This window comes from Streptomyces sp. NPDC050619 (assembly GCF_040654815.1).
Taxonomy (GTDB): Bacteria; Actinomycetota; Actinomycetes; order Streptomycetales; family Streptomycetaceae; genus Streptomyces.
Genome location: NZ_JBFAIR010000027.1, coordinates 1 through 24,387 on the forward strand (window position 1 = coordinate 1; position 24,387 = coordinate 24,387).

Consider the following 24,387-nt stretch of genomic DNA (forward strand, 5'->3'; position numbering starts at 1 on the left):
CTTTGGGGTTTGCTTGAGCCGGATGCGGTGACAAGTCGCAAGTCCGGTTCTGAGGGGGCCGGAGCGCAGCAATGCGCTCTGGCTACCCGACAGACATGTGACGCGTACACCACCCTGAGGGCGAATCTGAAGGCCGGAAACCTGGGACGGCCCGGCTCGAAGCGGTATCGCCGGGCGACCGAGAAGCCGGTCACCTTCCGCCCTGACGGCGCGCAGCCCTACGACGACCGCATGCTGTCCTGGCAGACCCCAGGCCGCACGGTGTCGATCTGGACTACCGGTGGGCGAGTCAAGAACGTGGCGTTAACCGCCTCGGTCGAGCAGCTGGCTATGCTGGCCCTGTACCGCAGGGGGGAGTCCGACCTGCTGGAGCGGGACGGCATGTGGTTCCTGAGCGCCACATGCGAAGTCCCGGAAGCGCCGCTGAATACCGAGCCGGTGGACTTCCTCGGGATCGACCTGGGCATCGTGAACATCGTGACCACGTCGGACGGCGAGATCATGGCCGGGCGTGCACTCAACCGCATCCGGGTCCGCGAACGGAAACTCCGCACCAAACTGCAGAAGAAGAACACTCCGTCTGCGAAGCGCCGGTTGAAGAAACGGCGGCGCAAGGAGGCCCGTAGGGCCAAGGACATCAACCACAAGATCGCGAAACACGTGGTGGCCGAGGCAGAACGCACCGGTCGCGGAATCGCCCTGGAAGACCTGACAGGGATCCGCGAGCGGGTACGGCTTCGCAAGCCCCAACGGGCCACCATGAGCAGCTGGTCCTTCGCCCAGCTCGGAAACGTCATCGCGTACAAGGCCCGCCGAGCGGGGGTGCCGGTGGTGTACGTCGATCCGGCGTACACCTCCCGCACCTGCGCCGAGTGCGGGTACATCGACAGGGCGAACCGGATCTCGCAGGCCTGGTTCGCGTGCCGGTCCTGCGGCGTCGTTGCGCACGCGGACCGCAACGGCTCCCGCAACATCCGCGCTCGCGCGTGGCAGTTGTGGCGAAGCGGGGCCGAGTCAACGGCCCCTGCCCCGCCCCCGCGTCAGCGGAGTGGGGCTGGACGCAAACGCAGCATCACCGCCAGTGATGCCCGTTGTGCAAGCCCGGGACTTTAGTCCCGGGTCGTTGACCTCCTACTTCCTCGTCGTGGCGGACATCTGCCGCCACGCCCGGGACAACAAGATCCCCCTCGGTCCGGGCCGGGGGTCGTGCACCGGCTCGATCGTCGCCTACGCCACCCGCATCACCGAGCTGTGCCCCCTGCGGTCCAGGACGTGCCGGGGAATCGGGTCCCCGTAGCGCATCGCCAGACCCTTGAGGGCTTCCTTGCGCAGCCACGACTCCTGGGTCTCGCCCTCGGGCACGTCCGGGAACCGCGGCATCTCGTCGACATGGTCGAAGACCTCGTCGTAGGACTCGACGCGCTCGGCGATCAGCAGGGTGTTGTCGCAGGCTTCCGGAAGTTCCGAGAACAGGCCGCGCATCTCGGCGGCGCTCTTGAGGTAGTAGCCGGAGCCGTTGAAACGGAAGCGGTTCGGGTCGTCCTTGTTCTTGCCGACACCGATGCACAGCAGGCTGTCGTGGGCGTCGGCCTGGTCCTCGGTGACGTAGTGCGCGTCATTGGTGGCCAGGAGGGGAATGCGCAGTTCCTTGGCCAGGCGCAGCAGGCCCCGGCGGACCTCACGCTCGATGTCCAGACCGTGATCCATCAGCTCCAGGAAGTAGTTGTCACGTCCGAAGATCTCCTGGTAGGCCGCGGCAGCAGCCTTCGCCTCGTCGTACTGGTTCAGCCGCAGGCGGGTCTGGATCTCGCCGGAGGGGCAGCCGGTGGTGGCGATGATGCCGTCCGGCCGTTCAGCGATCAACTCCCGGTCCATGCGCGGCTTTCCGGCGGGGAACTGGCCCTCGTAGCTGGCCTGTGTGCTGAGCCAGAACAGGTTCCGCAGGCCCTGGGCGTTCCGCGCCCACATGGTCATGTGGGTGAAGCGGCCACCACCGGAGACATCCTTCGACCCCTCACCGTCCGCGCTCATAGCCCGACGGCCGCCTGGCCCCCAGAACTCCTGCTTCCGGACGAACCGCGACGAGGGCGCCACATACGCCTCGATGCCGATGATCGGCCTGATCCCCTCGAAGCCCTTCGCCACCTGCGCGAACTCGTAGGCACCGAACATGTTGCCGTGATCGCTCATGGCGATCGCCGGCATCTCCTGCCGGGCCACCTCGCCGAACATCGGCTTCAGCTTCTGCGCGCCGTCCAGCATCGAGTATTCGGTGTGATTGTGCAGGTGTACGAAGGAATCCGGCACGGGTGGGTCACCTCTGATCTCGCTAAACCACACGTTGACCAGAGACATCAAAGCGAGCGTGGCTTAGGGGAATCAAGCAACTATTTCGCCGCTCGGACTCAACTATTGGTTGTCCACTTAGGATGGCCGGCATGGATCTCACCGCCGTGCGCACCTTCGTCACCGCCGTGGACGCGGGGCAGTTCCAAGAAGCCGCCGCCACCTTGTCGATCACCCCGCAAGCCGTCTCCAAGCGCATCGCCGTACTGGAGAAGGACCTCGGTGTGCAGCTGTTCAGCCGTACGGCCCGCGGAGCCCGGCTCACCATCGACGGGCAGGCCTTCCTGCCGTACGCCCGGGCTCTCCTCCAAGCCGAGGAACGAGCAGCCGCTTCCGTGCGGCCAGGGCGCCGGGCCTTGCGCGTCGACGTGATCAGCCGCCGGGTCTCAGTGGCAGGTCTGCTGCGCGACTTCCACCGCGCGTATCCCGAGACCGATCTCGATGTCGTGACCCTGTTCGACTTCGACACGGCCATCGCCGCCGTCCGGTCCGGGACGATCGACGCGACCTTCCGCGCCGTGAGCATGCCGGGCCGACAGCTCCCCGACGGCATCGAGGCCACTCCGGTCTTCGACGAACCGCTACTCCTGTTCACCGGACCGGCCCACGAGTTCGCCGCGGCCCGCGCGATCGCTCCCTCCCAGCTCGCCGGGCGCCGGATCTGGATGCCCGGCAACATGCCTGGCACCGAGTGGGCCGCCTACTACGACGAACTCGCCGCCACGTTCGGTCCCACCATCGAAGCGACCGGCCCCAACTTCGGTGTCGAGCACCTCCTCGACACGATCGCGGCCTCCTCCTCGCTGGCGACCTTCGTCAGCGAGCAGACTCCACTGGTCTGGCCCGCCGGCCACGACCTGCGGCGCATCCCCCTGCACGACCCGACCCCGGTCTACCCGCACTCCTTGATCTGGCGCACCGACAACCCCCACCCCGCCCTTACGGCACTGCGCAACCACCTCACGTCCAGATACCCCGGCCGGCCCGACGGCGGGATCTGGACACCGAAGTGGGCTCAGCGGATCGCTGACGACGGCCGCTCATACGACACCTAGCGTGACGAGTTGTCCTGTCCCAGGGCGAGCCGGTGTAGCGGATGCCGCGCAACCGATCGTGTCCGTCGCGATGGGGGCACCTCCCGCGCGAGCGAAGCCGAGCGTGGGGGAGCACCGGTCGAGGGATCGCCGTCGAACAACTCGACGGGATCCGGGACCGGGTACGGCTTCGCCGCGACCAGCGGGGCACCGTGTCTTCCTGGCCGTTCCACCAGCTCGGACAGCACCTCGCCGACAAGGCCCGTCAGGGCGGGGTGCCGTTTGTGGAGGTGGATGCGGCGTACCCCTCGCAGCGCTGCCCGCGCTGCGGGCACACCGGTCGGGCCAACCGGCCCGACCGGGACCGTTTCTCCTGTCGTCGGTGCGGCCTCTCCCTCACTCTCGACTTCGCTCGAGCGGGAGGGACCCCCACGGCCTGCCGACCACGTCGCCGGGGTCAACGTCCGCAACCGCGCGCGCTCGGCGTGGGTGTTCGTCCCCGCACCTGTCCCCGCACCTGTCCCCGCGCCCGTCCTCACACCAGCCTGAACAGGCCGGAACGCAGGGCGCCACCAGCAGTGACCTCACCCTTTGGACCCGGCCCGAGCTCCATCTCGCCGACTGAGCGGTCAGCGGGACACCATGCGAGAGGACGGCAGATGGACCGGGAGGAACTCGCCGGGATGCTGCGCGACCAGACCACGGCCTGCGAACCCGCCCGAGCGGCGCTTCTCGACGGAGGCGCCTTCGTCGTATGGAGCGCCGGCGTTCCCAGCCAGCAGCGTGCCGGCATCTACGCGGCTCGCCTCCGGCGGGCGAGGAAGCGAGGTATTGACTCTCGCCACGTTCGTCGGCACCGGCGCCATGGTTCAGCGCGGCAGCGAGGCCGGCGCGCATGGGGTTGTGACGGCGACAGTCTCGTCGCTCGGTTTCTTGCCGCTTTCACGTGACCTCCGGCGTTTTCTACAGTCCATCCAGTCGCCTGGTCACTGTGTCGAGTGTCGGCCACGGAGGACCCTCGCGCAGCAAGAGCAGGAGTTCCTCTCCGAATCGCCTCCCATTCGGAAACTGGTCGCCAAGCTCCCAACGCCACGCGGCGACCATCGCGACAACGAGCTGCCGGCACTCGTCCAGCAGCCCTTGGTCAACGCCTGGGTAGTGCTCGCAGACCGCCTCGGGAACATGGGCGAGATCGAACTCGACGGGTCCACGGCAGCACGTCTCGAGGTCGATGAACAACGGGCCGTTCTTCGTGCTGAGCACATTGCCTGGATGCGGCTCGCCGTGGAGCAGCTGCTCCACGGCGCCGCGGTCGTCGATCGCTCGTCGCAGGCTTGCCAGCCTGCCGCCGAGGAACACACGGTCCGCGTCGGCGAGCTCCGGCGAGCGATCCGGGTCGGCGACGACTTCTTCCGCCTCCGTGATCCGGTCCGTGAACCTCGGGCTCGGCACATCGAGCTTGCGCATGCCGGCGTGCAGCTGCTCCAGCGCCTTGGCGTAGTCGACTGGTGAGGTGTGAGGTGTCACGGGCTCGTAGTAGGTCCACAGCGTCACTGCGAAGCCATCGCGCGTGTACACACGCGGGTCCGCCCGAGGCTCCAAGGGACACACCGGGCATCCGACCTCGGCGAGCCGCTGAGCGAGCTCGACTTCGAACTGCGCAACCTCTTGTCCCACGTGGGCGACCCGGGCATGGACGTCGCATGGCGTCAGCCGCAGTGCCAGCTTGTTCGAGTTGTGAAGAACGATTGCGTCGTTGGCCGGCAGGTCGAGCGATGCGGCGACCGAAGTCGCAGCCGCGATCGCACGCGTGACGTCGGTCATCTCCATCCTCGAATCCTGGCATGGTTGAGCGAGGGCGATGCCAACCGGTGTGGCCAGGTGCCAACTACCGTGGCTCGGCACACCTGCATGGGAGTGCGGGAGGTGCGCGCGGCCGAAGCCCATGCGCTTGAGGAGCTTGGCTCTCGTGACGTGACCTTCGACCGGGACGACGTCGGCGAGTTCGCCGGCGTCCTCGTCATCCGCCGGGTCCGGCTCCGCCGCGGGCGCCAGCCGTGGCCAGGCGGCCGCGCGGGTGGCCCGGCAGCCCACCCGCGCGCAGGCCGCCGCCGTGACCTCGAACTTCACCGCGTCCTCGGGCTCGATCCGGTCGTCAGGACGCACGTCCAGCACCACACCGGTGCCGTCCCGACGGCGCACAAAGTAGTCCGGCGTATGGCTGATCCGCCGGGCCCGGCCACCGGACCGCCATGAGAGCCGGAACGGCTGCGACGCCATCGCCACCACACCCGGATCACAGTCCAGTCGCATCAGCTGACCGAGATCCACCCACGACTCATAACCCACCAACTCGGCACCCGTAGCAGCCCAGTACCAGCCAGCGAAATTGCGCTGACCCCGGTACGACGGGAACGTCCGTACTTGCCCGGCCGCCTCGAAAGGCGTCGGCCACATCACCTCAAGCGGCCCCTCATGAAGGTCACCGTGAGCGTCGACGTACTCCAGCCAGAAGTCCTCAGCCTCCACCAGCCACCTCCACCCCGCGCTGACCACCTACAACGACCTGTGACTGAGTGCTCGAGTTGACCCCGCTGAGCGTCGTCGTTGCCTGCTCCGGCGGTGTCCGGCTCTCTCACCCGTGTGCTGACAGGATGTCGCGGAGAGCGAGAGGGGAGCGGCCGGTCAGCTGGGTGAAGTCGTTTCGGACTCGATCCCAGCGCTGTTCGCGCACCGAGGCGAACATCGACGAAAAGGCGTAGAGCCACCAGGGATCCAGGCCGGTCGCCGCCGTCTCGGCACAATACGTGTCAGCCGGGATGTCCACGTAGGCGACAGGCGTCTCCCACGCCTCCGCCGCGATCGAGGCGATGCCTGCCATGTCCACCGACTCGGGCCCCGTGATGTCGTGGTGACGGCCGGTCGGCTCACCCACCGCGAGTGCGGCGAGGGCGCGCGCCACGTCGTCGCGCGCCACCAGGGAGACGCGGCCATCCGCTGCGGGAAGCCGCAGCAGCCCGGTCGCGCGCGCTCCGGTGAGCCAGGCTTGGAAGAACTCGATGTACAGCGAAGCCCTGGCGAACGAGCACGGCACGCCGGAGTCCAGAAGTAGATCCTCGGTGAGCCGGTTGACCACGGCGTAACAGAACGGGGACGCGGTGTCGGCGTCAACGCTGCTCAGCGCCGCGACATGGCCGACGCTCTCAGCCGCCACGGCGGCGACAACGTTGCGGTGGTGCAGCAGCACTTGTGCATCGGGCCCGTCACTGGAGACGAAGACCAGAGTTTCCACGCCCTTCAGCGCCGCACGCAGAGCGCGCGGATCGGCATAGTCGGCAACGGCGATCTCCACCTGCGGGGGAAACGCCTCAGCGGGCAGCCTGCTCCTGGTCATCGCTACGACGTTCACGTCAGCCCGGTCCGCGAGCAGCTGCACCACTCGTCCGCCCAGGCTGCCCGCCGCCCCAGTCACCGCGATGCGCATCGTTGCCCCGTCGCCTTGTCACCAGTCGTAAACCGTAGGCAGCCAAGTGTCCCTTCTCCTTGGGTCTTGCAGAAACGGGGCCGCTGACCTGCGGCGTGACAGATTGAGTTGCGACTCAGAGCAAGGGGGCGCGGCGTCCCGGAGAGGCTTCAAGAAGCGCGGCGAAGGACTCAAGCACGTTCGCTGAACCTGACAACTCAATTGCGGTTGCAGCCGATGCGTATAGGTCTGAGTTTGGGTGCTCAGTAGGGTCGGGGACTGGTGCGGTGGCTGACGCTCCGTTGCCAGTCCCCGACCCTCCTGAGCTGTCGCCGTTGCGACTTGGCGGACTCGGCACCGGCGAACGATCACAGCCGATCGGTTGCGCAAGCCCGGGACTTTCAGTCCCGGGTGGTTGACAGGAGATCCGCGGCCGTGACGCGATGGAGGTGTATCAGCACGTCGAACTGGTGCCCGAGCGAGGTTTGGTAGGGGTCCTCCGGCCAGGCGTTCCCGATGGAGCGGGTCAGCCGCTTCGCCATCAGCCAGTCTCGCGCCGGCTCGGGCACGGCCCGCAGATCGAGGTAGTAGTCCCGGCGCGAGACCCGCTCCAGCACCGCCTCACTGCTGCCCGCGCCCAGCGGCTTCACGGAGAAGCGACGGTAGGGCTCCTCCGGATCCGTCAGATCCATCGCGTTGAACGAGCCCTGCCCGAAGGTGTAACCGATGTTCACGTACTCGGCCCCGACCGTCTGGCGTATGAACTCCCCCTGGGTCTTCGGATACTGCTCAGGGTTGTCGGACTCGTAGGAGACATGGCCGTTGTGGGCCGACAGCAGCATCCGGTGGCCGGTGTGCCGCTGCCACCACACAGTGTTCTCCGCCATGATCTGGTCGCGGTAGAGCATGGCCCGAGCGATTTTCTCCGGGTCGGAGAAGTCGTAGTACGCGTAGAGGGTGCTGGTCTGGGATATGGCCCTGGCGTGCTGAAGGATCCACTCGTACTCCTGCCGGTCCCCGTCCGGCCCCTGCGCCTGAAGCAGCTCGTAGGCGCGCCGCACATCCACGGCCGTCCGCTCGCGCTCGGCGATGGGCTTGGCCATGTTCTCGTTGACGGTCTCCTCCACGCTTCCCGTCGGCCGGAGCTCGCGGTATAGGCGGCGGAACTCCGGCAGCAGCTCCGGGTGGTGCACGGACACATAGTCCGTGACCTCGTCGAAGAGCTCAGGTCCCGCGTAGCCGTTGTCCTCACCCATGAACTGCACGGGGCGGTCGGGGTGGCGAACGTTGTGGGCGCGCATCCACCTCAGCAGATCGAGATACTCGCGGGTGTTCCATATCCGGTACGAGCTCTGGAACTCCTCCCGCATGAGCTTCTCCGGGTCGCCCTTCCCGTACAACACGTACTCGTTGAGGACCAGGCCGGTGGACCAAGGCGCCTCCAGCGCGAAGGTGGTGAAGCCTTGCTCCTCGACGAGGTACCGGAAGACGCGGTGCTTCATTGTGAAGAACTGCCGAGAGCTGTGCGTAGCCTCACCCAGGCCGACGATCTTCGCCGAGCCGATCATGCGGCCGAGCGGGCGCAGATCGCTGCCGGGGGCGCCGGCCTCCGTGGAGCGCAGCGGCTCCGCGACGCGCGCCAGTTCGCGCACCGGATCGGTGGTGGTCATCGCGTTCGCGTGAGCCGGCCGGGCGGCGACCGTCAGCGTGCCGACCCCGAGCGTCAGCGCCAGTAGGAGCAGCAGTAACCGATGCAATCGATGTGATCTGTGAAATACAGGCATGGATCAAGGCTGCCGATGGGCGGCAGGTCCCGGGCAGCCTGCCACCTTCAGTTTTCCTCCTGGGGATAATCACAGGTCCGCTGGAGAGCAGATGCCACTCCGGGACCTGTCGCCTGCCTGCGGCGCCCCCCACCCATGACTCGACCATCACTGATGCCGTGAGACAAGCCACATGGAACGGGACGCGAGTCACCCGGACCAAGAGCACCTGTGCAAGGAGGCCGGACGAGGATGGCGACAGTGTCCTGCAAATACGACACCTATCGTGCTCAGGCTCAAGTGTCCTGTCCCAGATAACTGTTGGCATGTGGAGGTGAGGTTCCCCCGAGGTGCGGGGAAAGGTGACAGCAGGTCAGATGGGTCTCATGAGAGGAGCCCAGACGATGCCTGCCCCGAGGAAGTACCCGCTGGAGTTGCGTGAGCGTGCGGTGCGGATGTACCGGACCGCGGAGCCGAAGCCCGTGACCCGCCGCATGGCCGAGGAACTCGGCGTGCATCACGAGGCCCTGCGGAACTGGATCCGGCAGGCGGAGGCCGACGCCGGCGAGCGGGATGACCTGCTCACCACCGAAGAGAAGAACGAGCTCGCCCAGCTGCGGCGCGAGGTGCGGGACCTGCGCCGGGCGAACGAGGTCCTGCGGACGGCCTCGGCTTTTTTCGCCGCGCAGCTCGACCCGACCCGGCCCAGGTGAGAGCGCTCCTCGACGAGCACCCGCACCTGGGGGTCGAGCCCGTACTGCGGGAACTGCACATCCCCTCCTCCACCTACTACCGCTGGCGCCAGGCCGAGACCGACCCCTGCGTACGGATCCGCCAGGACACCGAGCTGACCGGGCAGATCCGGCAGATCCACCAGGACTCCGGCGGGATCTACGGATCGCCCAGGATCCATGCCGTCCTGAAGCGCGAGGGCGTCCACGTCGGCCGCAAGCGGGTCGAGCGGCTCATGCGCCAGGCCGGCCTGGCCGGGATCAGCCCCCGCAGGAGCAAGAGCTTCACCCGCCGCGACCCAGACGCCGACCTCGCCCCTGACCTGGTGCAACGCGACTTCACGGCACACGCGCCGAACCGGCTGTGGGTCACCGACCTGACTATGATCCCCACTCTGGAGGGGCCACTGTGGCTGTCGGCGATCCGCGATGCCTTCTCCCGCAGAGTCGTGGCCTGGGAGACCTCCGCCCGCGCGGACGCCGACCTGGTCCTCACCTCCCTCGAGTACGCGCTGGCCAGCCGCGAGGTCACCCCTGGCGAACTCGTCCACCATGCCGATCACGGCACGCAATACACGTCTATCAAGCTCACAACGCGCCTGGTCAGAGCAGGTGTTCAAGCGTCCATGGGCTCGGTCGGCGACTCCTTCGACAATGCCCTGGTGGAGAACCTGTGGATGCTGATCAAGACCGAGTGCATCCGCGGACGGACCTTCGACACCAGGGCCGAGGCGAATCTCGCGCTCTTCGAGTACATCGACGGCTTCTATAACCCCCGCCGCATCCAGAAACGGCTCGGCTACCTCAGCCCCATCGAGTTCGAGGAGAAGCACTACGCCGACCAGGCAACGGCCGAACCAGTGAACCTGAAACCACGTCAACCCGCCCTGACCTGCTAGTCAGCCACTCCCGCGCAGCGGGGGAACCTCAGAGGCTACCGCCGGTCTTCTGCTGCCCGCGCCATGAACGGTTCCTCCGCCGTTACTGCCACCATTGCGGAGAGCTGGTCCAGAACCGTCACAGCAACGATCTCATCGCCCGTCCCGGGGACAGCGAGCTGCATCCCCTCCAGTGCAGAGGGACCCCGCGGCAGGGAGAGCTTCGGGCAGCGAGCCCGGCCTGCGGAGCCGATCTCACCCAGGCTCCCAAGGACACAGATCCGATACTCAAGGATCCCCGATCGCGAAATGCCCTCTTCGCGCTGCAAAGAAAGTTCCTGTCGTTTCTCTCCCCGGACGGCCCCAAACAGGTCAGCAGCGTTGGATGGATCATCCCCACTGCGCAGTACTTCCAGGACCTCCGCGGCGTCGTCGCTCTGATCTTCATGACCTGGCCCCAAGCCCGGTCCCACGCAGCTACTCCTGAACTGGCACGGGTGATCGACGCTGAGGCCGCACGGCGCCACGGGCTGTTCCATCGTCGCGGTTCGGAGCCGCGGAAGAACCTGCGGTCGACCGCATACACCGACCCTCCGGACGATCCCGTCGTCACGGGCGCCGTCCTCGAAATCGCGGACCGCCTGCTCGGCTCACCCGATGAAAATGCCGCAGCCGAACTCCTCGTCCCCCTCGTCGACGAGGCCAAACGGATCCACCAGCCGATCAGCTACCCCCTTCGCAGCCCTTGCGGCGCTTCGATTCCGCTCCTGGTCGTCCTCGCCTACCACTCCCGAGGCAGCCGAAGCCGCCGCGACCACATCCAGCGCATCGCGGAAGGACACTCCATCCGCGCGACGAGCAGTTGTGACTGAGTTGAGCGGTGTGGTCGGCGAGCAAGCCGAACGCGCCCCGACGCACAAGCTCTCGCCGCCCGGATTGACCGGGTTACCGAGCCCACCCACGGGGTCAAGGCTCCGTGTCAGGACCGGGCGAGGACGCAGAACTCGTGACCCTCCGGATCGGTAAGACACGTCCACGGGACGTCGCCCTGGCCGACGTCGAGGTCGGCGGCGCCGAGGGCCCGCAGCCGGGCGACCTCCGCTGCTTTGTCGTCACCAGGGTCCGGCACCAGGTCAAGATGGACGCGGTCCGGCACAGTCTTTACGTCGGGCGAGCGGAGGAACTCAAGATACGGGCCAACCCCCTTGGCCGAGCGCCACACCGCATGGTCGTCCGTCACCTCGTGCAGGGTCCAGTCCATCGCCTCGTCCCAGAACCGGGCCATGGCCCGCGGATCCGCGCAGTCGACCACCACCCGGGCGATCGGCCCGGTGTCCCGGTACATCTCCCGAGGCTCCAGCACGCAGAACTCGTTGCCCTCCGGGTCAGCGAGGACCGTCCACGGCACGTCGCCCTGGCTCACGTGGGCGGGCGTCGCACCGAGAGCTTTAAGGCGCGCGACCAACTCCGCCTGATGGGCCGCAGAGGTGGTGGCGAGATCGACGTGCACACGATTCTTTGTTGCTGTCTTGGGTTCCGGGACGGCAATGACGTCGATGCATACGCCGACCGGGTCCAGCCAATCGAAGCCGACGGGTTTGGCGGCGGTCGCGCCCGATCCCTCGCCGGTGACACTCCAGCCGAGCGCCTCCGCCCAGAACCGGCCGACCGCCGAGTCATCAAGAGCCTTTATGTTCACCAGGACAGGTCGCGGTGTCATGCGGGCGATCCTATGCACCGCTCTGCAAGTCACAGCCGTGACAACAAGGTCGCTGAAATGTGACAGCTAACGCTGGAAGTCACAAGCAGCAGCAGATACGCCCGACGGACACTTTTGCAAGCGGTTGCTTGCAATAGTTAGCGGTGGTGGTGCAAGGTGGAGGCATGGCATCGCTGAACGTCGGCAATCTCGGTGAGTACCTGCGCGAGCAGCGGCGGAACGCCCAGCTGTCGCTGCGGCAGCTCGCCGATGCCGCCGGGGTGTCCAATCCGTATCTGAGCCAGATCGAGCGCGGGCTGCGCAAGCCGAGCGCGGAGGTGTTGCAGCAGGTCGCCAAGGCCCTGCGGATCTCCGCCGAGACGTTGTACGTGCGGGCCGGCATCCTCGACGCCGAGCGGGATCTTGACGAGGTGGAGACGCGCGCCGTCATACTCGCCGATCCCACGCTGAACGAGCGGCAGAAGCAGGTGCTGCTCCAGATCTACGAGTCCTTCCGTAAGGAGAACGGATTCGAGATCACCGAGGCGGCGGAGGCGGTCGAGGAGGGCGACGGCGCGGCGGAGGCCCAGGACAGCGACACCGTCATAGACAGCGCCCGGAAGGGCGGCGGCAAGCCCGCCGGGCGCCGTAGTACCCGCACGGCCGACGGCACCACAGGCACCACAGGCACCACAGGCACCACAGGGGCCAACGGCACCACTGGCACCACCAACAGCGATCCGCAGCAGACGGCCAGTTGAACCCGACCAAGGCACAGGCCGCCTGACTGCGGAACACAAACCCTCATCCGAAAGAAATACGGGAGGACCATCACCATGGCCATCACCGACGATCTGCGCAAGACCTTCAGCGACCCGACCCCGCTCTACTTCGCCGCCGGCACCGCCGACCTGGCCCTACAGCAGGCCAAGAAGGTGCCCGGCCTGGTCGAGCAGCTGCGCGCCGAGGCGCCGGCGCGCATCGACGCGGTGCGCAACACCGATCCCAAGGCCGTCCAGGAGAAGGCCCAGGCCCGTGCCAAGGAGGCCCAGGCCCGGGTCAAGGAGACGCAGGAGACCTTCCAGGTCAAGGTCGGCGACTTCATCGGCAGCCTCGACGGTGACCTGAAGAAGCTCGGCAGCACCCTCGACGCCGACCTGAAGAAGTTCGGCGAGACCGCCCAGGACTTCGCCCTGCGCAGTGTCGGCGTCGCCGCCGAGTACGCCGTCAAGGCCCGCGAGACCTACGAGAAGGTCGCCGAGCACGGCGAGCAGGCCGTGAAGACCTGGCGCGGCGAGGCCGCCGACGAGATCGAGGAGCTGGCCGCGACAGTCGAGCCGAAGGCCGAGCCGGTCGTGGTCAAGGACGAGAAGCCGGCGCCGGCCGCGGCGAAGCCCGCCGAGGCCAAGGCCGAGCCCGCTCCGGCGAAGAAGCCCGCCGCCGCGAAGAAGGCCCCGGCCCCCCGCAAGACCACCGCCAAGAAGACCACGCCGCCCGCCAAGTAGGGCGAGGGGCGCGTCAGGGCCGGGCACTTACACGGTGCCCGGCCCGTTCTTCGGGTAGCGAGCGGGCGGTTGCGGGTACGGTGACCGCGTAGGGTCGAGCCGAGTCTGGTGGTGGATGTAGTGCTGATGCAGGGGTTCGCAGGCTTCATGTGGCTGCTGAGCATGGCCCTGATCGTTTTCAGCGGCTTCGCGCTGATCGACGCCGCCACGCGCCGTGAGGACGCCTATCGCGCGGCCGACAAGAAGACCAAGCCGTTCTGGCTGATCGTTCTCGGGCTCGCCTTCGTCGTGAACCTGATCTTCAACATCCTGTCGTTCCTGCCGATCATCGGGCTCATCGCGACCATCGTGTACATGGTCGACGTACGCCCCGCGCTCCGCGGCATGTCGGGCGGCGGTCGCAGCAGGCGTGGCGGGTCCAGCAGCGACGGGCCCTACGGGCCGTACAACGGCGGGCGCTGACGGCTCCAGAACGGGCGGGTTTCCGTTCGTTCAGAGGTTCGTTCAGAGGTTCAGGCGTTCAGGCCGTCCGGTCGTTCAGGCCGTCCGGTCCAGCAGCAGTACCGCCACGTCGTCCGTCAGCTCGCCCCCGTTGAGGGTGCGGACCTCGTTCACCGTGGCCCGCAGCAGCTCCTCGCCGCGCAGGCCCTCGGAGAGCTGACGGCGGACCAACTCCACCATGCCGTCCTGGCCGAGCCGTTCCCGGCCCTCGCCGACGTGGCCCTCGATCAGGCCGTCGGTGTAGAGCATCAGGCTCCACTCGCGCCCCAGTTCCACCTGCATGCGCGGCCAGCGGGCGCCGGGCAGGAGTCCGAGGGCGGGGCCGTTGTTGTCGTACGGCAGCAGTTGGGCCGGCCGGCCCGGGCGGGCGACCAGCGGGGCCGGGTGGCCGGCGAGGCACAGGCCCGCGCGGCGGCCGTCGGGCGAGATGTCCACCGTGCAGAGGGTGGCGAAGATCTCCTCGTCGGCGCGCTCGTGCTCCAGGACCTGCTGGAGGGTGCCGAGCAGCTGGTCGCCGCACAGGCCCGCCAGCGTCAGCGCGCGCCAGGCGATGCGCAGCTCCACGCCGAGCGCCGCCTCGTCGGGGCCGTGGCCGCAGACGTCGCCGATCATGGCGTGGACCGTGCCGTCCGGGGTGCGGACGGTGTCGTAGAAGTCGCCGCCGAGCAGCGCGCGCGAACGGCCCGGACGGTAGCGGGCGGCGAAGCGCAGCGAGGAGCCTTCCAGCAACGGTGTCGGCAGCAGGCCGCGTTCCAGGCGGCGGTTCTCCTGGGCACGCATCCGGCCCTCGGCCAGCCGCCGCTCGGCCGTGTCGGAACGCTTTCGCTCGACCGCGTACCGGATCGCCCGGCTCAGCAGTCGGCTGTCCAGTTCGTCCCGGAAGAGGTAGTCCTGGGCGCCGACCCGCACCGCCTCGGCTCCGCGCTCGGCGTCACCGGACGCGGTGAGCGCGAGGACGGCATGCCGGGGCGCGAGCTCCAGCACGTGCCTGAGTACGGCGAGCTCGTCGTCGTCGGCGCTCTGGCGGCCGGGGGCGGGCAGCGCGAGGTCGAGCAGGATGCAGTGGACGTCGTCGGTCAGCAGCCGCTCGGCCTCGGTGAGATTCCGGGCCGTGCGGACGCGGATCGGCCGGCCCGTCGAGTCCAGCAGCTCGGGCACGAGCCTCGAGCCGCCCGGATCGTCCTCGATGACCAGAAGGGTCAGGTTGGTGACGGCCGTGCCGGTGGTGGCGTTGGCGGGCATGGCGGGAGTGGCGGGAGTGCCGTGGGGGTTGCCGGCGGTGGTGCCCTGGGCCGGGTCTCCCTGGCGCTGCGCCTCTGCCTTGGAGGGATCGGCGCCTGAGGACGCGGCTTGCGCCTGACCACTCTCCACGGCCGGGATCGCTCTCTGCCGCGGTACGGGTACGGGCATCGTCTTGGGTTCCTTCCCTCCCCCCGAGGGCATGGCAGGGCGAGGGACCTCGGCCTACCGACGGGGACCATAGCGGTAGTGGGCGCCGCAACGGAATGGTGTGAGACACGCCGCCTGGACGCTGGCCTCTGTCATATGCCGCGATCCCTACCTCAGTTGGACAGGTCGGGGAGGGGAAGGGAATGACGAAGGTCACGTCCGCAGGGGTTTGGAGGGCTGTCCCGCGTGTGCCAAGTCACGTCGCCGGGTCGCCCCCGTAGCCCCGTAGCCCCGTGTAGCCCCGTCGCCGGAGCGTCAGGGCGCCGGGTCAGCTCGCGTCCGGTCGTACCACCGCGAGTATCGGCATCGACCCGGCCCCCGCGATCGTCACCGTCCGGCCCGGCCGCGGGGCGTGCACGATCGCCCCTTCGCCCACGTACATCGCGACATGGCTGGCGTCGTCGAAGTAGATGATCAGGTCTCCGGGGCGCATGTCCTCGACGTCGATGTGCTTGAGCTGCTTCCACTGTTCCTGCGAGGTGCGCGGAATGGGGCTGCCGGCGCTCGCCCAGGCCTGTGAGGTCAGGCCGGAGCAGTCGTATGCCGTCGGGCCTTCGTCGCCCCAGCCGTAGGGCTTGCCGAGCTGGGCCGTGGCGTACTCCACCGCCTTCTTGCCCGCCGCGGACCCCTTGCCGCCGGTCTTGTCGCCGGTCTTGTCGAGGACGCCGGAGTCGAGCCAGGCGGTCTGCGCCTTGAGCGCGGCCTTGCGCTCCAGCTCGGCGAGGCGCTCCTTCTCGTCCTTCTCCAGCCGGGATTCGAGCTTCTCGGCCGCCGCGATCCGCTTCTTGATCTTCTTCTTCGCCGTGGCCTTGGCCTCGCGCCCCGCCTCCAGCTTCTTCCACTGGGCGGAGGCGTCCTTGGCGTACTGCTCCAAGTCCTGCTGGGTGCGGGTGGTTTCCGCGATCAGAGCCTTGGTCGCGCGCTGGCCCTGGAGCACCCTGCCCGTGCCGTCGAGGAACTCCTGGGGGTCGTCGCTGAGCATCAGCTGCGCCTCGTCCGGCAGCCCGCCGCTGCGGTACTGGGCGCGGGCCGCGGCGCCCGCGCGGTCCTTGAGCCGGTCGAGTTTCGCCTTGCCCTGGACGATCTTCTTGGCCAGCGCGACGATCTCGGCGGACTGCTTCTCGGCCTTCTCCTCGGCGGCGTTGTACGCGTCGGTGGCGAGGGCCGCCTCGTGGTAGAGCTTGTCGAGCTTCTGGCGGACGGCCTCAAGGTCCTTGGTGGACACAGCAGTCGACGAGGCGTTCGTCGAGGCGTTCGGCGTGGCGGTCGGTGATGGTGTGGGAGTCGGGGCCGCGAACGCCGTACCCGGTGCCGCCAGCACGGTGACCGCGCAGACGACGCTCACGGCCGCTGTGATCAGGCTGCCCTTGCCCGCACCCATAGCTGTTCCCCCAAACTGATGAACCGTCAGAAACTTACGGACCCGGGGGATCGTGCCACGACGTGGCACAAAACGACAGAGGCAGTGACTCCATTCCCCCCTTTTGTCCCTCTGATTTCGTCCGTCGTACGACGATCTCCCCGCCTGTGTGACGAACGACTCACGGAGATCGTTCCCGGCGGGCTGAGCACCCGCAGAGCACCCGCAGAGCATCCGCAGAGCTCACGTGCGCGGCGCCAACGCCGCCCAGCGCACCGTCACTTCACCCTGCCGCCAGCGCACCGGCCCGTCCGTCACCGGCCAGTCCGCCGTGAGGTCCCGTACCGCCCGGATCCAGCGCTGGCGGGCGCCGTAGGAGGCGTAGGGCGCGGCGGCGGCCCAGGCGCGGTCGAAGTCGCGCAGGAAGGCGTGCACCGGCTCGCCGGGGACATTGCGGTGGATGAGCGCCTTCGGCAGGCGCTCGGCGAGGTCCGAGGGGCGCTCCAGGGAACCCAGCCGGGTCGCGAAGGTGACCGTGCGCGCCCCCTCCGGGCCGAGCGCGACCCACACATGCCGGCGGCCGATCTCGTCGCAGGTCCCCTCGACGAGCAGCCCGCCCCGGGAGAGCCGCCGGCCCTGGGAGTCCTCCGTCGCGGGAGCGAGGCGGGAACACAGTCGCTCCCATACGGCGGCCACCTCGGCCTCGTCGTACTGGCGCAGGACGTTGGCGGCACGGATGAGATGGGGCCGCTGCGGGACCGGGATCTCGAAGCCGCCGTGCCGGAAGACCAGCCCGTCCCGCTCGTACGGCCGTGCCGCCGCGACCCGGGCCGGTTCGATCTCGACGCCGACCACGCGCGCGTGGGGCGCTGCCGCGCGCAACCGGGCGAGGAGTTCGACGGCCGTCCAGGGGGCGGCGCCGTATCCGAGGTCGATGGCCACGGGGTCGGCGGCGCGGCGCAGTTCGGCGCCGTACGTGGCCGCGATCCAGCGGTCCATGCGACGCAGCCGATTGGGGTTCGTGGTCCCGCGCGTCACCGTGCCCACGGGGCGGGTGGCGGCGCGGGATGTCATGCCTATGAGGGTATGCGTGCCCCTGGCGTGCCTTGGCGTCCCTTTGGTGCTGGTGCGCCCTTTGGTGCGCCCTGGGTGTGCTACGCACAACACCCTCGAACGGTTGAGCGACCTCCGGTAATGATTCGACAAATCTCGGCGCATCGGAAATGGAGCTGTCTCCTCCGGTGTTCACCTCCGTGGAGGGCGCCCGCACACCCTCCGTCCGGCATGCCCGCAGCAAGGAGGAACGCCAGGTGAGCCAGTACGTCGGCAGGCTCGTGCGTCGCTCTCCGGCCCCGCCCCCACGGCTGAGGCTGCACCGCAGGCCCCGCCGCGTCGCCATGCTCTCCGTGCACACCTCCCCCCTCCACCAGCCCGGCACCGGCGACGCCGGCGGCATGAACGTATACATCGTGGAACTCGCGCAGCGCCTCGCCGCGATCAACATCGAGGTGGAGATCTTCACGCGCGCGACGACCGCCGCTCTCCCGCCGACCGTCGAGCTGGCGCCGGGCGTCCTCGTCCGGCACATCGACGCCGGCCCCTACGAGGGCCTCGCCAAGGAGGAGCTCCCGGCCCAGCTGTGCGCCTTCACGCACGGCGTGATGCAGGCCTGGGCCGGCCACCGCCCGGGGTACTACGACCTGGTCCACTCCCACTACTGGCTCTCCGGCCACGTCGGCTGGCTCGCCGCCCAGCGCTGGGGCGCTCCCCTGGTGCACGCCATGCACACCATGGCCAAGGTCAAGAACGCCAACCTCGCCGACGGCGACACCCCCGAGCCCGCCGCCCGCGTCATCGGCGAGACCCAGATCGTCGCCGCCGCCGACCGGCTCATCGCCAACACCGCCGAAGAGGTCGACGAACTCGTCCGCCACTACGCCGCCGACCCCGCCAAGGTCGCCGTAGTCCATCCCGGTGTGAACCTCGACCGCTTCTGCCCCGCCGACGGCCGCGCCGCCGCCCGCGCCCGCCTCGGCCTGCCGCAGGACGCCCTGATCCCCCTCTTCGCCGGCCGCATCCAGCCCCTGAAGGCCCCGGACGTGCTGCTGCGCGCGATCGCCGTCCTCCTCGACGAGCGCCCCGACCTGCGCTCCCGCATCCTCGTCCCGGTCGTCGGCGGCCCCAGCGGCAGCGGCCTCGTCAAGCCGGAGGGCCTGCAGAAGCTGGCGTCCCGGCTCGGCATCGCGGATGTCGTACGGTTCCACCCGCCCGTCGGCCAGGAGCAGCTCGCGGAGTGGTTCCGGGCCGCGTCCGTGCTGGTCATGCCGTCCTACAGCGAGTCCTTCGGCCTGGTCGCCGTAGAGGCGCAGGCGTCCGGCACGCCGGTGCTCGCGGCGGCGGTCGGCGGACTGCCGGTGGCGGTACGCGACGGCCATACCGGCGTCCTCGTCCAGGGCCACCGTCCCGCCGACTACGCGCGCGTGCTGCGTGATTTCGCCGACGACCCCACGCGCTCGGACCGGCTGGGCGCGGCCGCCGCCCGGCACGCGCAGTCCTTCGGCTGGGACACCGCGGCCGCCGCCACGGCGGACGCGTACACGGCAGCGACCCAGGCGCACCGGCGTCGCGTACGCTCCCACCATGGCTGATGTGCAGCAGGCCGCCCAGGTCATCGAGGGTGCCCTCCGGGACGCCGAGCTGGAATGGGAGAGCCCCGGCCCCGGCAACTACGTCGTCAAACTCCCCGGCACGCGCAAGCTGTCGACGACGGTCTCCCTCCTCGCGGGCCGCCACTCCCTCTCCCTGAACGCCTTCGTGATCCGTCACCCCGACGAGAACGAATCCGGCGTCCACCGCTGGCTCCTCGAACGCAACCTCAAGCTGTACGGCGTGAGTTACGCCGTCGACCAGCTCGGCGACGTCTACGTCACCGCCAAGCTGCCCCTGGCCGCCGTCACCGCCGACGAGATCGACCGCCTGCTCGGCCAGGTCCTGGAGGCCGCCGACGGCGCCTTCAACACCCTCCTCGAACTCGGCTTCGCGAGCGCCATCCGCAAGGAGTACGCGTGGCGGGTGTCCCGGGGCGAGTCGACCCGCAACCTGGACGCGTTCGCGCACCTGACGCGGCGCTCGGGCGACTGACGGCACGGGGGGACCGCTCGGCGTCGCCGCTTGCCTCTCACTTCGCGCTGTTCCGGTAGCGCCCGGGAGTCACTCCCACCAGCTTCTTGAAGTGGCGGGTGAGGTGGGCCTGGTCGTGGAAGCCGGTGTCGGTGGCGACCTCGGCGGGAGCGCGTCCCGCCAGCAGCAGACGCCGGGCCCGGTCGACACGGCGGGAGTTCAGATACTGGTGCGGCGCGATGCCGTAGGCGGTGCTGAACGCCCGTACGAGATGGGCGGGATGGGCCCGCACCAGCCCCGCGGCCTCCTCCAGCGAGAGCCCCTCGACGACACGCTCGTCGAGGAGTTCGCGCAGCCTGTGGGCGACGGCGGGGTCGCGGCGCGGGTCTTCGGAGCGGTCGGCGAGCCGAGGGCGCAGCCGCGCCCGCAGCCGCTCGCCGACGAGCGTCAGCCTGCTCTCGGCCTCCAGTTCGTCCCCGGGCCGGGCGAGCGCGGTGTGCAACTGCCCGACGCGCCGCCGCAGTACGGGATCGCGCAGGTCGGGCCCGTCCACGGCGGGCCCGATGAGGTCGTCCCCGAGCCGGCTGCTGTCCAGGTACAGGACCCGCTTGCGAAAGCCGTGCGGGGTGGCGGGGGAGCCGTTGTGCGGGACGTGCGGCGGCAGCAGGGACACGGTGTCGTGCGGGGTGCCGTGCTCATGCCGGTCGAGGTCGTACCGTACGGCCCCGTCGTCCACGATGAGCAGCGTCCACGCCTCATGGACGTGCATCGGATACGCGTACTCGGTGAAGTGGGCGTGGAAGACCTCCACGACACCCGGGATGCGGGGCCGCCAGGCGGAGATCTCGCGCCGAGCCTGCTGGTCGGCCATGCAAAGAACGTACAAGACTCCGCCGCATGACGGTCGGCAGTCTCGACCCATGAACGATGAACCGATCCGCTTCGACACCAAGATCGCCGTCCTGCTGCGCGAGGACCTGGAGCCCTGGCAGCGACTGAACGTCACCGCGTTCCTGGTCAGCGGCCTCGGCACACAGGTCCCCGAGGTGATCGGGGAGCCGTACGAGGACGCCGACGGGGTGCCCTACCTGCCGATGTTCCGCCAGCCGGTCCTGGTCTTCGAATCCACGAAGGAAACCCTGACGACGGCCCACGCGCGCGTGCTGTCCCGTGCGCTGCCGCGAGCACTCTTCACGAGCGACCTCTTCGGGACGGGGAACGACCGTGACAACCGGGCGGCCGTAAGGGCCGTACCAACTGCGGATCTGGATCTGGTGGGGCTTGCGGTGTATGGGCCGCGTAATGCGGTGGACAAGGTGATCAAGGGGGCGCGGATGCATCCGTGAGGTGCAACTCGACGCGCGGTCAATCGACGATGCGGCGTACGGGCTGGCCTGTGGTGACGGCGATGGTCTCGAAGTCGGAGTCCTGGTGGAGCACGGTCAACTTGTGATGCTGCGCTGTGACGGCCACGAGGAGGTCGACCGGACTCGCGCACTGATGCCAGCCCCGGTCTGCGAGGTCTTGTTGGAGCGCGGCGGTGTCATCCCAGACGGAGTCACGCATCGGGTAGTACGGGAACGTCTCCCGCAGCAGGCCATCCGCCTCGTAGTAGGCCGGCCGCCCCCCGACGGCTCGCAAGTACTCCTGCCGCACGGGTTCGCACAGACCGACCAGTCCGGAGCCGACCAACTGGTCCCACTCCGGTCCGGTCTGGCCCCGGTAGAAGCGGATCAGCGCGCTGGTGTCGATGAGGAACGTCTCGCTCACGCGGCGTGCTGCCCTTTGTCCGGGGCGGCAGGGGAGGGAGTGGCAGGCTCCTCGATGACCGAGAAGTCGATCTCTCCTTCAGCGACCATGCGCCGCATTCGTTCCACGGCCGCGGCCCTCCGACGGCGATCGGCGATCTCGCGGAGCGCCGCGTTCACTGTGTCCTTCTTCGTGCTCGTCCCGAGATGGCGAGCGGCTTCTGCCAGGGCTTCGTCGTCGAGATCGATCACGGTGCGGGACATGGGACTCCCTCGGCGCGTATATACACTTTCAAAAAAAGATATCACGAGGTGCTGGGCGGTGGGCTTGGTCTGCGCTATCGCCCGGTGCCGGGCTGACCTGGGGCTCCGGGTCGCCAGGGACAGGGGCTTTGGTGGCGGGGATCTCAGTGGCGGGCTCGTCGGCGGGCAGCCGGCGCATCAGCAGCCCGTACCCTGCCGCGACCGCTGTGCCGATCACCGCGCACACGGCCCACAGCCACTTCGCCCCGTACTCCCGCGTCGTGGCCGGGGCGTAAGACGAGGTACTCGTCGAGGAACGGGCTTGCGATCAGTTGATGCATGCGGCCTCCAGTGGTTCAGGGAACGCCGGGGCGAAGGAGGGGCGACACCTGGCGGAGGCCAGAGAGCCGCCCCGGGAGTCTCTCTCAGCGGGTCGGTCGCAGGCCTGTCTCCCGGCCTGAGCTGTCCTCCTCGTCGGCATCGGATACCGGCAGCCGGGCCCCGCGGCTCTCCGCGACCCGCACGGCATCTCGCAGGGCCTCGGTCAGTCGGGCTGACAGGTACCGGAGCTCATGGGTGCCGGCCTTGGGGTCGTCGAGCAACTCCTTTGCATGGCCGAGCAGTTCGCTTCCCATGCCGAGCTGAACGGACTCGATGTTGTCGGCGAGCCGGGAGAGGTAGCCGCCTTCGTTGTCGTCGGTGAGGAGGTAGCAGGGGTTGCCTTCGGGGCCGGACCAGGGGAGGAGGCGGGTGACGGTGCGGTCCGTGGGGGTCGTATGCCTCATTACGCGGCCACCTCCACACCGTGGATCCGGCGAGGGCCGGTGTCGATGCCGTGAGTAGCCAGCCGGAGCGCGCGACGACCTTGTCGTTGCTGCCGCTTCTTGTGGCGCAATTCGTCGCCGGAGAGGACGTAGGGGCGTACGAGGGGGGAGTCCTCGCCGCGGAGGAGAGGGAAGCGGGGGTGCTGGGGCGGTTGGTGGGTCACGGGTAGGCCCCGGTGTGTGGTTGCCCTGGGCGTCTCGGGCTGGTCGAGCGCGGGGTTCGGAGCCGCGCGGTGCCGGCCATGCGGAGGCAGCAGCAGTCTCAGCAACTGCGTGCAGAGGAGGGCGATACAGTGCGGCACGTCTACCTGCTTTCTCAGGTGGGCCATGCCCCCGGGCCGTTCGCGCGGTCGCGGGGGTCCGTTGCGTATCGACCTTGGCGTGGACCTCGACGCGAACCCATCCCAAGTCCCTATAGGACCGTCCTATATTGGAGTCATGGGGGACTTTGATACGAACCTGTGGTCTCACCCTCGGCTCGTGGCGGCGGTCACCAGCGAGGACTGGGGTGCCGTCTTCCGGACGTACCGACAACTCACGGGTGCCAGCCAGATGAAACTCGGCGAGCGAGTTGGGCTTGTCCAGCCGGATGTCTCCGATGTTGAGCGCGGCAGACGCCGGGTGACTTCGGCAGAGGTTCGGCAGCGCATTGTTTCCGGACTCGGGATTCCTCCCGAGCTGTTGTCCGGCGGGGTGCCGTCGGACGCGTCTCCGGTTCCGGCCCTGGCGCTTGCGGGCCCCGCACTGGATGAAGACCTGCTGGCACGCGTGACCAACGCCGTCGACGGTGGTCAGCACGTCGACAGCGCGACGCTCGACTGGCTGGATGGACTGCTTGCCGAGCACCGAAGGGCAGAGGACTTCATCGGTTCCCGGCCGCTGGTCGACATCATGCGCCAGCAACTCCGTACCGTTGTCGATCTTTACGCAGGCGCACGAGGTCCCCTGGAGGAGCGCGTCGTCCGACTGGCCGCTGAACATGCCCAATTCCTGGCCTGGATGGCACAGGATCAAGGGCAGTCAGCCGCAGCACTCGCGTGGTACGACCGATCTCACGAATGGGCGCTGGAGGCCGGAGACGCCAACATGGCAGCGACGACCCTCAGCATGAAGGCGCACATGGCGTGGTCGGGCGGCCGGGGCGCGCGGTGCGTTCGGCTTGCCGAAGCTGCTCGCTGGTCCGCTCCGGGGGCATCGCTGGGAGTGCAGGGGATGGCCGCTCAGATGGAGGCCAGGGGCCACGCGCTCAGCCAGGACGGCGACCGAGCGCGCCGCCTGCTGGACGAGGCCCAGGACCTCATCGGTCGCGCTGCTCAGCATCCTGAGGACGAGCCTCCGTGGATGTACTTCTACGACGAGACGTGGTTCACCTTGCAGCGGGGCATGGCCGCGTTGCACTTCCGCGACTGGCAAGGAGCCGCGGACCACATCACGGTGGGGCTCGATGCGCTCCCGAAGAACTACCGGCGTGACAGGGCGTGGTATCGCTCCTGCCTGGCGCATGCGCTTGCAGGGGGTGGGGAGCCTGAGCGAGCTGTGGCCGTAGCGCTGGAGGCACTTCCGGATGCTTCCGCGATCGGGCGCCCGCACGCCTGGAACGAACTGCACACCACTGCTGCCGTACTGATGCGGCAAGGAGGAGCGGAGGGGCGTCAGTTGGCTGAAGCCCTCAGGGCGAGTGACTGAGCTACCGGGGAGTTCACCGACACGCGAGGTCAGGCGA

General features: G+C 68.7%; 26 protein-coding genes and 3 pseudogenes. 15 read left to right on the forward strand and 14 right to left on the reverse strand.

Annotated features, from left to right (window positions below; genetic code table 11):
• Nucleotides 1-1,113 (forward strand): transposase (locus AB0I77_RS35225; protein ID WP_363286851.1); only part of this gene is annotated, 1,113 nt, incomplete at its 5' end.
• Nucleotides 1,114-1,132: 19 nt separating this feature from the next.
• Nucleotides 1,133-1,261, forward strand: a pseudogene (locus tag AB0I77_RS35230) (hypothetical protein); the annotation flags it as partial.
• Here AB0I77_RS35230 and AB0I77_RS35235 read toward each other — a convergent pair.
• Nucleotides 1,261-2,307, reverse strand: a pseudogene (locus tag AB0I77_RS35235) (PHP domain-containing protein); the annotation flags it as partial. The pseudogenes AB0I77_RS35230 and AB0I77_RS35235 sit on opposite strands and share 1 nt — an antisense overlap.
• A 131-nt stretch (nt 2,308-2,438) precedes the next feature.
• On the opposite strand from AB0I77_RS35235, the gene AB0I77_RS35240 reads away from it, so the two are divergent.
• Together AB0I77_RS35240 and AB0I77_RS35245 are read left to right on the forward strand one after the other, a co-directional pair.
• Nucleotides 2,439-3,401 (forward strand): LysR family transcriptional regulator, encoded by a 963-nt coding sequence (locus AB0I77_RS35240; protein ID WP_363286852.1) that lies wholly within the window; start codon nt 2,439-2,441, stop codon nt 3,399-3,401.
• Nucleotides 3,402-3,442: 41 nt separating this feature from the next.
• On the forward strand, nt 3,443-4,330 hold the full coding sequence (locus tag AB0I77_RS35245) for a transposase (RefSeq protein ID WP_363286853.1): 888 nt from the start codon (nt 3,443-3,445) through the stop codon (nt 4,328-4,330).
• A 13-nt stretch (nt 4,331-4,343) separates the two neighbouring features.
• Here AB0I77_RS35245 and AB0I77_RS35250 read toward each other — a convergent pair whose 3' ends face one another.
• The 4 genes and pseudogenes from AB0I77_RS35250 to AB0I77_RS35265 form a co-directional block, all read right to left on the reverse strand.
• On the reverse strand, nt 4,344-5,210 hold the full coding sequence (locus tag AB0I77_RS35250; RefSeq protein ID WP_363287002.1) for an aminoglycoside phosphotransferase family protein: 867 nt from the start codon (nt 5,208-5,210) through the stop codon (nt 4,344-4,346).
• Nucleotides 5,211-5,462: 252 nt separating this feature from the next.
• Nucleotides 5,463-5,837, reverse strand: a pseudogene (locus tag AB0I77_RS35255) (TnsA-like heteromeric transposase endonuclease subunit); the annotation flags it as partial.
• A 178-nt stretch (nt 5,838-6,015) separates the two neighbouring features.
• Nucleotides 6,016-6,864 (reverse strand): NAD(P)H-binding protein, encoded by an 849-nt coding sequence (locus AB0I77_RS35260; RefSeq protein ID WP_363286854.1) that lies wholly within the window; start codon nt 6,862-6,864, stop codon nt 6,016-6,018.
• 380 nt (nt 6,865-7,244) lie between these two features.
• A complete protein-coding gene (locus AB0I77_RS35265; protein WP_363286855.1) occupies nt 7,245-8,600 on the reverse strand; it encodes an erythromycin esterase family protein in 1,356 nt (451 codons plus the stop codon).
• A gap of 410 nt (nt 8,601-9,010) precedes the next feature.
• On the opposite strand from AB0I77_RS35265, the gene AB0I77_RS35270 reads away from it, so the two are divergent.
• The 3 genes from AB0I77_RS35270 (at nt 9,011) to AB0I77_RS35280 (ending at nt 11,087) form a co-directional block, all read left to right on the forward strand.
• Nucleotides 9,011-9,319: a transposase gene (locus AB0I77_RS35270; RefSeq protein ID WP_363286856.1), complete on the forward strand. Its 309-nt coding sequence runs from the start codon at nt 9,011-9,013 to the stop codon at nt 9,317-9,319.
• Nucleotides 9,316-10,236 (forward strand): IS3 family transposase, encoded by a 921-nt coding sequence (locus AB0I77_RS35275; RefSeq protein WP_363286857.1) that lies wholly within the window; start codon nt 9,316-9,318, stop codon nt 10,234-10,236. The genes AB0I77_RS35270 and AB0I77_RS35275 overlap by 4 nt, the downstream gene beginning before the upstream one ends.
• A 476-nt stretch (nt 10,237-10,712) precedes the next feature.
• A complete protein-coding gene (locus AB0I77_RS35280; protein WP_363286858.1) occupies nt 10,713-11,087 on the forward strand; it encodes a hypothetical protein in 375 nt (124 codons plus the stop codon).
• Between the two features lie 107 nt (nt 11,088-11,194).
• Here the strand turns inward: AB0I77_RS35280 and AB0I77_RS35285 are convergent, their stop codons facing one another.
• Entirely contained in the window at nt 11,195-11,935 is a 741-nt protein-coding gene (locus tag AB0I77_RS35285; RefSeq protein ID WP_363286859.1) for a VOC family protein, read from the reverse strand.
• Between the two features lie 164 nt (nt 11,936-12,099).
• Here AB0I77_RS35285 and AB0I77_RS35290 point away from each other — a divergent pair, with 164 nt between their 5' ends.
• From AB0I77_RS35290 to AB0I77_RS35300, 3 genes are all read left to right on the forward strand, one after another.
• Complete coding sequence (locus AB0I77_RS35290; RefSeq protein WP_363286860.1) at nt 12,100-12,675, forward strand: helix-turn-helix transcriptional regulator; 576 nt, start codon at nt 12,100-12,102, stop codon at nt 12,673-12,675.
• Between the two features lie 75 nt (nt 12,676-12,750).
• On the forward strand, nt 12,751-13,419 hold the full coding sequence (locus AB0I77_RS35295) for a hypothetical protein (RefSeq protein ID WP_363286861.1): 669 nt from the start codon (nt 12,751-12,753) through the stop codon (nt 13,417-13,419).
• 126 nt (nt 13,420-13,545) lie between these two features.
• Nucleotides 13,546-13,881 (forward strand): DUF2516 family protein, encoded by a 336-nt coding sequence (locus AB0I77_RS35300; RefSeq protein WP_363286862.1) that lies wholly within the window; start codon nt 13,546-13,548, stop codon nt 13,879-13,881.
• Between the two features lie 75 nt (nt 13,882-13,956).
• On the opposite strand, the gene AB0I77_RS35305 is transcribed toward AB0I77_RS35300, so the two are convergent.
• From AB0I77_RS35305 to AB0I77_RS35315, 3 genes are all read right to left on the reverse strand, one after another.
• Nucleotides 13,957-15,330 (reverse strand): fused response regulator/phosphatase, encoded by a 1,374-nt coding sequence (locus AB0I77_RS35305; protein WP_363286863.1) that lies wholly within the window; start codon nt 15,328-15,330, stop codon nt 13,957-13,959.
• Between the two features lie 307 nt (nt 15,331-15,637).
• On the reverse strand, nt 15,638-16,750 hold the full coding sequence (locus tag AB0I77_RS35310) for an NlpC/P60 family protein (protein ID WP_363286864.1): 1,113 nt from the start codon (nt 16,748-16,750) through the stop codon (nt 15,638-15,640).
• A gap of 222 nt (nt 16,751-16,972) precedes the next feature.
• Nucleotides 16,973-17,803, reverse strand: coding sequence for a class I SAM-dependent methyltransferase (locus AB0I77_RS35315; protein WP_363286865.1), 831 nt, complete (start codon nt 17,801-17,803; stop codon nt 16,973-16,975).
• Nucleotides 17,804-18,039: 236 nt separating this feature from the next.
• On the opposite strand from AB0I77_RS35315, the gene mshA reads away from it, so the two are divergent.
• On the forward strand, nt 18,040-19,377 hold the full coding sequence (mshA, locus tag AB0I77_RS35320; protein WP_363287003.1) for a D-inositol-3-phosphate glycosyltransferase: 1,338 nt from the start codon (nt 18,040-18,042) through the stop codon (nt 19,375-19,377).
• Nucleotides 19,370-19,870, forward strand: coding sequence for a YbjN domain-containing protein (locus tag AB0I77_RS35325; protein WP_363286866.1), 501 nt, complete (start codon nt 19,370-19,372; stop codon nt 19,868-19,870). The genes mshA and AB0I77_RS35325 overlap by 8 nt, the downstream gene beginning before the upstream one ends.
• Before the next feature lie 37 nt (nt 19,871-19,907).
• Here the strand turns inward: AB0I77_RS35325 and AB0I77_RS35330 are convergent, their stop codons facing one another.
• The gene (locus AB0I77_RS35330) at nt 19,908-20,720 is read right to left on the reverse strand and encodes an AraC family transcriptional regulator (RefSeq protein ID WP_363286867.1); all 813 of its coding nucleotides are present in this window, start codon (nt 20,718-20,720) and stop codon (nt 19,908-19,910) included.
• 49 nt (nt 20,721-20,769) lie between these two features.
• Between AB0I77_RS35330 and AB0I77_RS35335 the strand changes: the two genes are divergently transcribed.
• A complete protein-coding gene (locus AB0I77_RS35335) occupies nt 20,770-21,195 on the forward strand; it encodes a DUF2000 domain-containing protein (RefSeq protein ID WP_363286868.1) in 426 nt (141 codons plus the stop codon).
• Nucleotides 21,196-21,214: 19 nt separating this feature from the next.
• Here AB0I77_RS35335 and AB0I77_RS35340 read toward each other — a convergent pair whose 3' ends face one another.
• Nucleotides 21,215-21,619, reverse strand: a complete 405-nt coding sequence (locus AB0I77_RS35340; protein WP_363286869.1) for a PIN domain nuclease — start codon at nt 21,617-21,619, stop codon at nt 21,215-21,217.
• Nucleotides 21,616-21,861 carry a type II toxin-antitoxin system VapB family antitoxin gene (locus AB0I77_RS35345; RefSeq protein ID WP_363286870.1) on the reverse strand — a complete coding sequence of 82 codons (246 nt, stop codon included), beginning with the start codon at nt 21,859-21,861 and terminating at the stop codon, nt 21,616-21,618. Before AB0I77_RS35345 ends, AB0I77_RS35340 begins: the two co-directional genes overlap by 4 nt.
• Nucleotides 21,862-21,992: 131 nt before the next feature.
• Between AB0I77_RS35345 and AB0I77_RS35350 the strand changes: the two genes are divergently transcribed.
• The gene (locus tag AB0I77_RS35350; RefSeq protein WP_363286871.1) at nt 21,993-22,136 is read left to right on the forward strand and encodes a hypothetical protein; all 144 of its coding nucleotides are present in this window, start codon (nt 21,993-21,995) and stop codon (nt 22,134-22,136) included.
• Between the two features lie 129 nt (nt 22,137-22,265).
• Here AB0I77_RS35350 and AB0I77_RS35355 read toward each other — a convergent pair whose 3' ends face one another.
• Both AB0I77_RS35355 and AB0I77_RS35360 read right to left on the reverse strand, forming a co-directional pair.
• The gene (locus tag AB0I77_RS35355; protein WP_363286872.1) at nt 22,266-22,625 is read right to left on the reverse strand and encodes a hypothetical protein; all 360 of its coding nucleotides are present in this window, start codon (nt 22,623-22,625) and stop codon (nt 22,266-22,268) included.
• Nucleotides 22,625-22,966, reverse strand: coding sequence for a hypothetical protein (locus AB0I77_RS35360; protein ID WP_363286873.1), 342 nt, complete (start codon nt 22,964-22,966; stop codon nt 22,625-22,627). The genes AB0I77_RS35355 and AB0I77_RS35360 overlap by 1 nt, the downstream gene beginning before the upstream one ends.
• Before the next feature lie 136 nt (nt 22,967-23,102).
• Here AB0I77_RS35360 and AB0I77_RS35365 point away from each other — a divergent pair, with 136 nt between their 5' ends.
• Nucleotides 23,103-24,350 carry a helix-turn-helix domain-containing protein gene (locus tag AB0I77_RS35365; RefSeq protein ID WP_363286874.1) on the forward strand — a complete coding sequence of 416 codons (1,248 nt, stop codon included), beginning with the start codon at nt 23,103-23,105 and terminating at the stop codon, nt 24,348-24,350.
• Nucleotides 24,351-24,387 lie beyond the last annotated feature (37 nt).